Source organism: Paenibacillus tritici, assembly GCF_013204885.1.
Lineage (GTDB): Bacteria > Bacillota > Bacilli > Paenibacillales > Paenibacillaceae > Paenibacillus_AQ > Paenibacillus_AQ tritici.
The window spans coordinates 372062-380128 of sequence record NZ_JABMKX010000008.1; the positions used below are offsets into that span (position 1 = coordinate 372062).

The following is an 8067-nucleotide window of genomic DNA, read 5'->3' on the forward strand; positions in this document are numbered from 1 at the left end:
TAGGATTCCCCTATGCCGAGTCTATACGGTTGCCTTGGGCACCGGTCCCTGCTTCGGCGGTGCGGAGCCAAATACGATCCAGGCCGGCTTCACATAACGGAAGGCGAGGGCAACTACCAGCCAGGAACCCAGCAGCGCTACCAGCCAGCCACCTGCAATAGCCGCCGTATAAGCAAGCGATCCGCCATGGAACGGCAGCTTTCGATAGAGGAACAGCAGCAGCGGATGCAGCAGGTAAATACCGAAGGAGCAAGCCCCGGCGGAGATCAGCAATCTCGTCAGGAAGCTGCGCCCGGCACCATACAGCAGGAAAGACAACTGAAGCAATACCAGACAAGAGAGCAAGGCATGAAGGTTGGAGAACCCTTCGTACCATAGACTGTTGATTACTGTTTTTTTGGTATAGTTGTTGTACCACAGTAACACATGCCCGATTCCTGCCGCGGCCCATACGAGCCACAGTGCCACCCAGCTTGCCCCTTTACCGGAGCGCCAGCCTTCGAGGGAAGGTATTAGCCACTTTTTCAAAGAGCTGTAATAGATCGCAATTGCCGCACCGAGCAGGAAATAAGAGAAATACGTAATCGCAAGACTGCCCTTGGACAGCTGCCAATACCCGTGGTTGACCATATATTTGTTCAGTAGCACGAAGCCCCACTGAAGCGCGAGCCCGATGACCGGTGCCCAGGCCGCCAGATGCCGGACTTTCTGCAGACACCACAGCACAAGCGGGAACAGCACATAGAACTGGATAATGATGATGATATAGTATAGATGCGTATACGCTGTACCTGTCCATAGATACTTGCCGAACTTCGCTCCCAGCTCCTGAAGAGGCAGACCCCAGGTATGCCCGGCCGTCATTTTGAGTCCAAAATACAGCACCGTAAACATAAGATAAGGCACAATAATATAGATTAGCCTGCGGCTGTAGAATTTCGCCAGCACCTTCCCTCCCAGCGGGCGGTCGATATAATTGTAGAAGAGTACGAACCCGCTCAGAAATACAAACGAAGGCACTGCAAACTGGCTGAACTTGTTAATGAACAGAAACGGAGGGAACATCGAAGTGCCCAGCGTCTCCGCCAGTGTCCGTGAAGTGGCATGAATGGCTATCACCGCAAAAATGGCAATTGCCCGAAAAATATCAAGCTGTGGAATTCTTTCCTTTTGTGCCATTATCATTCCTCCTGTGTGTGAAGTTAACGCAACAAACCCTGCAGCTCCTGCGCAGATACACGCAATATGATACTGCAGGGTGAGAACTTGTCTGTACACTATTCTTCTTCGTAAGGCTCTGCTGAAGCAGGACGCAGTTCACGCAGGGGATTCCCCCCGACGAACGAGCCGGCCGCCACATCCTTGTGCACCACCGATCCCGCCGCAACAACAGCCCCATCCCCTATCGTAACACCTGGCAGGATGGTCGTGTTTGCCCCGATCAGCACATTCTCACCGATAATGACTTCACCCAGCCGATACTCTTTAATGAGGTACTCATGGGCCAGGATAGTGGTGTTATAGCCAATCACTGAGTTCTCCCCGATAGAGATCTTCTCTGGAAAAAAGACATCTACCATCGCCATCAGCCCAAACGCAGTATGCTTGCCTACCTTCATCCCGAGTATCCGGCGGTAGATCCAGTTCTTGAGCGGCAGAATCGGGCAATAGCGGGCAATCTGGATAAAAATAAAATTGCGCACACCCTTCCACGGACTGACCGTACGGTAAATATACCAGAGCGAATTATGCCCCTCCACCGGATAACGCGTTATCTTCCTCACGGCTGCATGGTCTCCTGCTCCACAATAGTGAACAAATCCTTCATCTCATGGATAATATAATCCGGTTCATATCCTCGCAGCACATCCTCACCCTTAAGCGACCAGGCCACTGCGGCTACACGCACCCCTGCTGCTTTGGAGGACTGAATATCCACAGCGCTGTCACCAACCATCAGTGTCTTAGCCGGATCAACGCCCAGATTAGCAACGGCCGTAAGCACCGGCTCCGGATGAGGTTTGGGATGACTAACATCATTGACCGTAACAATAGTCTCCATATACTTCAGCAGATCGAACATTTCCAGTGCTTTGAGGGTAGTGGGCCGGATCTTCGTCGTCACAATCCCGAGCTTGATCCCGCGGCGCAGCAGTTCTTCCATCGTCTCATTCACATCTGGAAAAGAACCAATCAGCTCATCATGATGCGCATAATTGTATGAACGGTAGGACCGCTCCAACGCGCTTATATCCTGCAGGCCGGAGAATGCAGTCATCTGCTGCTGAAGTGTCGTTCCCATAAACGGAATGATCTGCTCCCGGGTCAGGGACGGCAGATTATTCTCCTTCAGCGCATGCATGAATGAACGGATAATCAGCTCATTCGTATTCACAATCGTTCCGTCCAGGTCAAATAACACGCATTCTATCATTGGTACTACTCCTTTGTTTCCTTATCTTCAGAGGGATCTGGCACCGGCCGGGCAGGCTGAGGAGCCTTCTGCGGTGTATTGACAGCACTCTCGGGCACAACAGCGTCCGCTGCTGCGGACTTGGTACTGATAATCGGGTCCGAATAATGATCCTTCGGCTGACCGCTTACCCGCCGTACAATAATCAGGATGATTGCAGCGACAATGATGAGCAGTGCCAGCAGCTGAGAGATACGGACATTGCCGTAAGCCGGATCAAGATACCCTTGCTCGAATCCGAGCCATTTCATCGGACTCCATAGACCGTCAATGAAGGATGCCAGTCCGCTGCTGCCGTTAAATCCAAGGCTGTCTGTACGCAGCGCCTCAATAAAGAACCGTCCGATAGAGTACCAGATGAAATAACCCAGGAAGATCTCCCCGGCACGGACAAATTTCTGGCGGCGGAGGACCATCAGGAGCAGAATACCCAGCAGACTCCAGAGCGATTCATACAGGAAGGTCGGATGGTGAAAGGCATCCCCTATGTACATTTGATTGACGATAAAATCCGGCAAATGCAGCTTGTCGCGCAGGAACGATTCCTCCACCACACCGCCATAGGCCTCCTGATTAATGAAGTTCCCCCAACGGCCGATCATCTGACCGGCAAGCAGTCCGGGAGCACAGATGTCCACGATACGCCAGAACGGATAACCTTTGTAGCGGAAATAAATGATCCCGCAGATAATCGCCCCGATCAGGGCGCCATAAATAGCAATACCGCCGTTCCAGACTTTGAAAATATCGAGCCAGTTATCCTTATAGTCGTCCCACTTGAACGCTACAAAATAAATCCGCGCCCCGATAATTGCCGAAGGCACGCCCAGCAGTAACATATCCATGAAGAACTCTTGGGGAATGTTGAAGCGTTTGCCCTCCTGAATGGCGAGGAATAATCCGGCTAAGGCACCAAGACCGAGGATCAGACCATACCAGTGGACAGGGAGCGATCCGATGGAGAAGACTACCGGGTTAATCGCTAATGAAAAAAACATGCTCTCACACTCCTAATCCAGATCATCCATGTCTTCAGAGATGGTGGCTGTAAGTTTATTCGTAAATTGCAGAGCAGCGTTGAAGCCCATTTGCTTGAGCCGGTAATTCATCGCCGCAACCTCGATAATAACAGCAAGGTTACGCCCCGGGCGGACAGGAATGGTGACCAGCGGTACATCGGTATCAATGATCCGTGTAGTCTCTTCATCCAGTCCCAGCCGGTCATACTGCTTGTCCTGCTGCCAGGCTTCCAGTCTGACCACCAGAGTAATCCGCTTATGATTACGGATGGCGCCTGCACCAAACAGAGTCATAACATTAATAATCCCTACACCGCGAATTTCCAGCAGGTGACGAATCAATTCCGGTGCGGTACCATGGAGCTGATTATCCGAGGTCTGACGGATTTCTACAGCATCATCGGCGATCAGACGGTGACCGCGTTTAACCAGTTCCAGCGCTGTTTCACTTTTACCGATGCCGCTGGTTCCAGTAATCAGCATCCCTACACCATACACATCACAGAGAACACCATGAATCGTTGCTGTCGGTGCCAGTCTGCCCTCAAGGAAGCTGGTCAGTCTGCTGGAGAAAATAGTTGTCGCCATCGAGCTGCGCAGCACCGGAAGCCCCTTCTCGTTGCTGATATCAATAATTTCCTGAGGAATTTCCAGCCCGCGTGTAATCACGATACATGGAGTATTATCATTACAGATTCCGCGAACCCGGCTTTTCCGGTCTTCCTCCGAGAGCATGGAGAAGAACGCCAGCTCTGTTTTGCCCAGCAGCTGTACACGTTCTTCAGGATAATATTCAAAATAACCGGCCATTTCCAGTCCCGGACGGTTCAAATCGTCCACAGTGATCGGTCTCTTCAGACCTTCATGTCCGGATACCACCTCTAATTGAAAATGCTGTACCAATTCCGATACCTTTACCTTCTTAGCCATATCGTCCGTCCTTTCGTCACCCGCGGCTCACGCCGGTTTCCCTTATGCCGGTTCACAACTTAATCCATTCCAGCTACAGGTAATTCTCCTGCTATCTTAATTGATAACGCCTGTGAATGCAATCTTAAAGCCCGCCGGCAGCTCGTCATTTATTCAGTCTCTCTACAAGAAAAAGCCGCCTAATCAGGCGGCTTTCTTCAAAATAAAAGTATTCATACTGCAGAGATCTTATCCCAGCAGAACGTTAAGTTCGGATTCTTTGTCAAAGATGTGGACCTTATTCATGTCGATAGCCAATCTAGGCTTGCTGCCTTCACGGGTAGTGGAACGTCCATCTACACGCGCAATAACTGTGTTATTGCCAAGACCGCTCAAGTAGAGGAGCATTTCATGACCAAGGTTCTCGGTAACATCAACCAACGAAGTGAAGATTGTGTTAGGGGAAGCTTCCAGGAACACAGGCTCTTCATGGATGTCTTCCGGACGAACGCCCATGATTACATCTTTGCCGATGAAGCCTTTGTTGCGCAGGATTGTAGCTTTGCCGCCTGGAACTTCAACGTCAAGGTTCTCAGCACGGAAACGGACAGCGCCGTTCAATTCGGACAGGGTACCATTGATAAAGTTCATTGTAGGGGAACCGATAAATCCGGCTACGAACAGGTTCGTAGGCTCATTGTACAGTTCTTCAGGGGAAGCAGCCTGCTGAATGATACCATCGTACATAACTACGATACGGTCACCCATTGTCATTGCTTCTGTCTGGTCATGCGTTACATAGATACATGTGGTTTCAAGGCGCTTAACCAGCTTAGTGATTTCAGCACGCATCTGACCACGAAGTTTAGCATCCAAGTTGGAGAGAGGCTCATCCATCAGGAAGACTTGTGGATCACGGACAATAGCGCGGCCTAGAGCGACACGTTGGCGTTGACCACCGGACAGTGCCTTAGGTTTGCGTTCCAGCAAATGCTCGATATCCAGGATTCTTGCTGCTTCGCGCACTTTCTTGTCGATTTCTTCTTTCTTCACTTTACGCAGCTTCAGACCGAAAGCCATGTTCTGATATACACTCATATGCGGGTACAAGGCGTAGGATTGGAATACCATCGCGATATCACGGTCTTTAGGAGCAACGTCATTCACAACACGGTCACCAATGTACATTTTGCCTTCAGAGATTTCTTCCAGACCAGCGATCATACGCAGGGTTGTGGATTTACCGCAACCGGAAGGTCCAACCAGTACGAGGAATTCCTTATCTTTAATATCAAGATTGATATCAATTACTGTTGCTTTATCGGAACCCGGGTATTTTTTGAAAATATGCTCTAAACGTACGCCTGCCATTGTATTTCCCCCTCGAGTCTATTATTGGAATAGAAAATCAAACGCTTTCTTGTACACTTATCTTACCCCAGACCTAGCCGGATGGCTATTTGCAAGGTTCACAAAAAACCTATTTTCTTTTCGTCACTTTATACAATAACATAGCAACCTTCACAATTGCGGCATCTCCAAAGCTGCGGACATCGGCCCCGGTCTCCTGTTTGATTTTATCCAGCCTGTATAATAGGGTGTTCCGGTGAATATACAGCTTCTTGGCGGTTTCACTGACATTGCAGTCCATTTCAAAAAAGCTCTCCAGCGTCAGCAGCATTTCCTTATCCGCCAGTACAGCGGAATAATCGCCGATCTGTCCAAGAAGCTGCCTGCGCCGGTCATCGGGAATACTGTTAACCAGCCGCTCCATGTGAAGCTCCCACGGCAGATGAATATAATCCCCTACCTGGAAAATCCGCCCGAGAATAATGGTCTCCCGCAGTAAGGCTACCGCACCTGTTAGACCCTTGACCGGAACAATGGCTGGAGACACTGCCAGATGGAAGACGCCAACCCATTCACTGGCAATCAGTTCATGCAGCCCCATAGAAGTCTGTGACAGCAGTTCCTCTTCGCTTTCTTCCTCATCCTCCTTATCATCTCCGCCCGTGAGCAGTTCCTTACGGGCTAAAATTAACCATTCCTTATCCTGCAGGGGAACAAGCAATACATCGTTCTCGAAATAACTCCGCATCAGCTTCATTAATGAACGGTACGTCATCTGCGGGTTATGGGCGTTCTCGCTGACCAGCAGAAATGGAATCATATCCCCGAACAACCGGCCTTTCAGCGAGATTTCATCGGGAATCTCAGTATCGTCCTTCTCCTGCTCCAGCTGTGAGTTCAGCCAGGCGCTAAGCTGCCGCGCCTCCATCTCACCTTCTTCTTTGAATCCGGTAGCCTTAAGAGCTACCGCAAAGTTCCGTCCGGCATAATTAACAAGCTCCAGCTCCAGTGACGACAGCCCCTCTGTCTCCACCCACACAGCTGTAACCCGGCCGTCATTCTCATATAAGGGAACCCATAGATAACCTTCATGAAACACCGGCTGTTCCTGGTCTTTATCCGTACCTATGCCAAAAAGTGAAGCTGAATGCTGCCTTCCAAGCTGCTTGATTCCGGTTCTCTTTCCGGTGAGTTGCTCCAGTTTTTGACGCAAAACCTCACTATCCATCGTCACCATTCTCCACCACTTTTGCTCTTTTCGCTTATTTTATCATATTTTGCTGCAATATGCGGAATTGCACTGCTAAACCCTAAATGACAACAATAATAACTCAGGAACCTTACTGGATACAACATAACAAAAAAAAGGCCACCACCCTAAGGTGATGACCTCTAACTTGAGATGAGCCATGAAGGACTCGAACCTTCGACACCCTGATTAAAAGTCAGGTGCTCTACCAACTGAGCTAATGGCTCAAAAAACTTATGGAGGCTGATGGATTCGAACCACCGAACACGTACGTGAGCAGATTTACAGTCTGATGCGTTTGGCCACTTCGCTAAGCCTCCATGATGGTGGCGCGGGAGGGAATCGAACCCCCGACACAAGGATTTTCAGTCCTTTGCTCTACCGACTGAGCTACCGAGCCATGAAACAAGCCTAAAAACAAAAAAATGGCGGAACCGACGGGATTCGAACCCGCGATCTCCTGCGTGACAGGCAGGCATGTTAGGCCAACTACACCACGGTTCCACACTTTTGTTGTAAAAATGGTGCCGGCGAGAGGACTTGAACCCCCAACCTACTGATTACAAGTCAGTTGCTCTACCAGTTGAGCTACACCGGCACGGTGTAAGTTGAAACAAAAATTAAAAATGGTGGAGGCTGAGGGGTTCGAACCCCCGACCCTCTGCTTGTAAGGCAGATGCTCTCCCAGCTGAGCTAAGCCTCCGGGTATGTATGGTAGCGGCAGAGGGGATCGAACCCCCGACCTCACGGGTATGAACCGTACGCTCTAGCCAGCTGAGCTACGCCGCCACACTACAAGTATTGGATTTATAATGGCGGAGAGAGAGGGATTCGAACCCTCGCACCGCTTACGCAGTCTAACCCCTTAGCAGAGGGTCCCCTTATAGCCACTTGGGTATCTCTCCAAATAAATGGTAGCCATGTAAATCCGCACAGGAAATTAATTCCTGAAAACTGAATCCGAAACGAATTTGTGTGTTAGTGTATTTGGATAAGCCCTCGACCGATTAGTATTGGTCAGCTCCATGCATTGCTGCACTTCCACCTCCAACCTATCTACCTCGTCG

At 50.0% G+C, this 8067-nt stretch carries 7 protein-coding genes, 8 tRNA genes and 1 rRNA gene; all 16 read right to left on the reverse strand.

What is annotated here, in order from left to right; genetic code table 11:
* Positions 1-21: 21 nt before the first annotated feature.
* Positions 22-1179, reverse strand: coding sequence for an acyltransferase family protein (locus HQN87_RS16795; RefSeq protein ID WP_173135721.1), 1158 nt, complete (start codon positions 1177-1179; stop codon positions 22-24).
* A gap of 98 nt (positions 1180-1277) precedes the next feature.
* Positions 1278-1784: an acyltransferase gene (locus HQN87_RS16800; RefSeq protein ID WP_173135724.1), complete on the reverse strand. Its 507-nt coding sequence runs from the start codon at positions 1782-1784 to the stop codon at positions 1278-1280.
* Complete coding sequence (ppaX, locus tag HQN87_RS16805; protein ID WP_173135727.1) at positions 1781-2434, reverse strand: pyrophosphatase PpaX; 654 nt, start codon at positions 2432-2434, stop codon at positions 1781-1783. The genes HQN87_RS16800 and ppaX overlap by 4 nt, the downstream gene beginning before the upstream one ends.
* A 5-nt stretch (positions 2435-2439) precedes the next feature.
* Positions 2440-3471, reverse strand: a complete 1032-nt coding sequence (gene lgt / locus HQN87_RS16810; RefSeq protein WP_173135730.1) for a prolipoprotein diacylglyceryl transferase — start codon at positions 3469-3471, stop codon at positions 2440-2442.
* A gap of 12 nt (positions 3472-3483) precedes the next feature.
* Entirely contained in the window at positions 3484-4422 is a 939-nt protein-coding gene (gene hprK, locus HQN87_RS16815) for an HPr(Ser) kinase/phosphatase (RefSeq protein ID WP_173135733.1), read from the reverse strand.
* Between the two features lie 228 nt (positions 4423-4650).
* Positions 4651-5772 (reverse strand): ABC transporter ATP-binding protein, encoded by a 1122-nt coding sequence (locus HQN87_RS16820; RefSeq protein WP_173135736.1) that lies wholly within the window; start codon positions 5770-5772, stop codon positions 4651-4653.
* A 109-nt stretch (positions 5773-5881) separates the two neighbouring features.
* A complete protein-coding gene (locus HQN87_RS16825; protein WP_173135739.1) occupies positions 5882-6979 on the reverse strand; it encodes a PucR family transcriptional regulator in 1098 nt (365 codons plus the stop codon).
* A 175-nt stretch (positions 6980-7154) separates the two neighbouring features.
* Positions 7155-7227, reverse strand: a tRNA-Lys gene (locus tag HQN87_RS16830).
* Between the two features lie 10 nt (positions 7228-7237).
* Positions 7238-7320: transfer RNA gene (locus HQN87_RS16835), tRNA-Tyr, on the reverse strand.
* Between the two features lie 4 nt (positions 7321-7324).
* A tRNA-Phe gene (locus tag HQN87_RS16840) sits at positions 7325-7400 on the reverse strand.
* A 26-nt stretch (positions 7401-7426) separates the two neighbouring features.
* Positions 7427-7504 (reverse strand) — tRNA-Asp (locus tag HQN87_RS16845).
* Between the two features lie 18 nt (positions 7505-7522).
* Positions 7523-7598: transfer RNA gene (locus HQN87_RS16850), tRNA-Thr, on the reverse strand.
* Between the two features lie 29 nt (positions 7599-7627).
* A tRNA-Val gene (locus HQN87_RS16855) sits at positions 7628-7703 on the reverse strand.
* Between the two features lie 9 nt (positions 7704-7712).
* Positions 7713-7789, reverse strand: a tRNA-Met gene (locus tag HQN87_RS16860).
* 24 nt (positions 7790-7813) lie between these two features.
* A tRNA-Ser gene (locus HQN87_RS16865) sits at positions 7814-7905 on the reverse strand.
* 82 nt (positions 7906-7987) lie between these two features.
* Positions 7988-8067, reverse strand: a 23S ribosomal RNA gene (locus HQN87_RS16870); the annotation flags it as partial.